Below are 2,687 nucleotides of genomic sequence, written 5' to 3'. Positions count from 1 at the left end.
TGACAGCGGTGAAGGCCTGAAAAGGCCGTCAAACCACGTCCCGTCGAAATCTGTCGCTGGCCGCCTTATCTGGTCCGAGCAACGCGTCAGATATCATCCGCAGTGAGTTTTCACACAGCCTAGGCCCTTATCGGTCATTCAGAATTGTGCGTAATTTCGCGCGATGCACTTCAGAGAAATAAATAGAAACCAATGCAACTGCACCGTGGCCGCCTGATTGATCACATTCAGCTTGTTGTGCGCGACCTACCCGCGAGCGAGAAATTCTACACAGCGGTGCTGTCAGTGCTGGGGATACCGGTTCTCAGCACTGATAACGGCTACTTTATTGCGGATGAATTCACCGTATCCGCCGCCGACAGCCCTACGTCGACGGGCCAGTTGACCGGGCGGCACCATCTTGCATTTCAGGCTAAGGATCGTGAAACGGTTGATGCTTTTTACAGCGCCGCCCTGTCGCATGGTGGGCGCGACAATGGGGCACCCGGAATCCGGGCCTATCATCCGGGGTATTATGCCGCCTTCGTGCTGGACCCGGATGGCAACAACATCGAGGCTGTCTATCAAGGCGACGCAACCCGCAACGTGCCATCAGTCACCCTCGATTTTTAGGCCGCGCGGATAGTACGTCGCAACGTCCGCTCCGTCCCGCATAGCTGCCATGCCAGCCATCCCCCGTTTCATCACTCTCGATGAGCTCGCTGCCTGTCGCCAATACTCTCCCTCGCCCGGCGCCCAGACAGTACTGCCCTGCTCCACAAGCGAATTCCGGGCAAGCACCTGAAATCCGGGGGAAATGCCGCAGCGCAGCGTCCAGTTGCGAATGACATGCCGCAGCAACTAAATATCCGCCATAAATATCAATGAAAACAGATATATAGTAATGCGTTTCATTCTCAACTGAGTCGGAAAAAAGGGTTGGCGCATACAGGGATCACGGCTAGAAGGGCCGCATTCCATGATTCGGCAAGGAAGGCCACCCATGTCCGCGACCCTCAGGATCGCCTTCGGCAGCATCGTCGTCGGCATCGTCGTGCTGGCGCTGAAAGTGCTGGCCTGGTGGATGACCGGCTCGGTCGCGCTGCTCTCGGATGCGCTGGAAAGCACGGTGAACGTGGCGACGGCCGTCGCCGCGCTGATCGCCATCCGGGTCGCGGCCAAGCCCGCCGACAAGGACCACCCCTATGGCCACCACAAGGCCGAATTCTTCAGCGCCGTGCTGGAAGGGGTGATGATCATCGTCGCCGCCCTGCTGATCATGCGCGAGGCATGGAACGGCTTTCAGAACCCGCGCCTGCTGGACGCCCCGGTCAGCGGCCTGCTGATCAACATTCTGGCCAGCGTGATCAACGGCTGCTGGTGCTGGGTGCTGATCAACCGCGGCAAGCGGCTGAGATCCCCGGCGCTGGTCGCGGACGGGCACCACCTGCTGACGGATGTGATCTCGTCGATCGGGGTGGTGATCGGCGTGGCGCTGGCGGTGATCAGCGGCTGGGCGGTGCTGGATCCGGCACTGGCGGCGTTGGTGGCGGTCAATATCCTGTGGTCGGGCTGGAAGGTGACGGCCAGTTCGCTCTCGGGGCTGATGGACGAGGCGGTGTCCGAGGACACTCTGGGCGAGATCCGCGCCACCATCTCGGACAGCGCCGAGGGCGCCATCGAGGCGCATGACCTGCGCACCCGCCATGCCGGGCCCAAGACCTTCATCGACTTTCATCTGGTCGTGGACGGCGCCACCACCGTCGATGCGGCGCATCAGATCTGCGACCGCATCGAACAGGCACTGAAAACCCGCCTGCCCGAGGCGATGATCACGATCCATGTCGAACCGCCGCACAAGGCCAAGCATTCCGGCGTGCTGGTGATCTAGGCGGGGCCGCCACCGGCGCCGCGCAGCTTGCCCGATTCCCGGCCCGGCCTACAGCCCGTCCTGAAAATCGATGCCGATATGGCTGCCGTCGCAAAAGGGCTTGTTCTTCGACGCGCCGCAGCGGCACAGCGTCATCCGGTTGCGATGTTCATAGACCTCGCCATCGGCGCTCTCGACCACGATGCCGCCTTCGATCTGCAACGGGCCCGAGCAAGCCTTGCCCTCATCCTTGAGAATGCCGATCCCCGGCGCCAATGCCGGCTCCAGCACGGCCCGGTCGGCATTGCGCACCGCCCGCAACCGGCCCGAGGGGCACATCTGGATCTCCTGCACGAAATCGGCGGCGACAGTGGGATCGTCGGTCTGGGCATATTGCTCCCAGACGGTGCCCTTGACGTCGCAGAACCGGGCGCGGGCGCAGAGCGGCTTGGCATCGGTAAAGGACAGCTCCGGCCCCTCGAAGGTGCGGGCCATGTCGCCATAGACCTCACCGCCGGCGGTTTCGGTGCCGTCGAAACCGACGCGGGCATGGCTCCCATCGCAGAACGGCTTTTTCGCCGAATGGCCGCAGCGGCACAGATAGGCGGCCGCCGGCATCTGCATCTCGGCGCCATCCTGATAGGAAACCGGGTTGCCATCCGAACCGGCCACCATGCGGCGCAAACGCGTGTGCGGCTGCCCGCTGACCCGATAGGGCCCGTTCTTTGTGACCTTGATCCGGAAATTGACGGGGTCGTCCGACATCTGGCTTGCTCCTTTTCGGGCTGGCTCGGTGGATGCGATGCACCCCAAGTCTAGCCAAAGCGATCCGCGCGGC

At 62.5% G+C, this 2,687-nt stretch carries 3 protein-coding genes; 2 read left to right on the top strand and 1 reads right to left on the bottom strand.

Annotation, left to right across the window (positions count from 1 at the left end; all coding sequences use genetic code 11):
- The first annotated feature begins 192 nt into the window (after nucleotides 1–192).
- Both GL279_RS19025 and GL279_RS19020 read left to right on the top strand, forming a co-directional pair.
- The gene (locus GL279_RS19025) at nucleotides 193–612 is read left to right on the top strand and encodes a VOC family protein (RefSeq protein ID WP_155066165.1); all 420 of its coding nucleotides are present in this window, start codon (nucleotides 193–195) and stop codon (nucleotides 610–612) included.
- 370 nt (nucleotides 613–982) lie between these two features.
- A complete protein-coding gene (locus GL279_RS19020) occupies nucleotides 983–1,870 on the top strand; it encodes a cation diffusion facilitator family transporter (RefSeq protein WP_155066164.1) in 888 nt (295 codons plus the stop codon).
- A 48-nt stretch (nucleotides 1,871–1,918) separates the two neighbouring features.
- On the opposite strand, the gene GL279_RS19015 is transcribed toward GL279_RS19020, so the two are convergent.
- Nucleotides 1,919–2,614 carry a CDGSH iron-sulfur domain-containing protein gene (locus GL279_RS19015; RefSeq protein WP_155066163.1) on the bottom strand — a complete coding sequence of 232 codons (696 nt, stop codon included), beginning with the start codon at nucleotides 2,612–2,614 and terminating at the stop codon, nucleotides 1,919–1,921.
- Nucleotides 2,615–2,687: the final 73 nt, after the last annotated feature.

Source organism: Paracoccus limosus, from assembly GCF_009711185.1.
In the GTDB taxonomy this organism is placed as follows: Bacteria; Pseudomonadota; Alphaproteobacteria; order Rhodobacterales; family Rhodobacteraceae; genus Paracoccus; species Paracoccus limosus.
The sequence above is the reverse complement of the archived record's forward strand: the minus strand, read 5'-3'. Positions and strand labels throughout refer to the sequence as shown.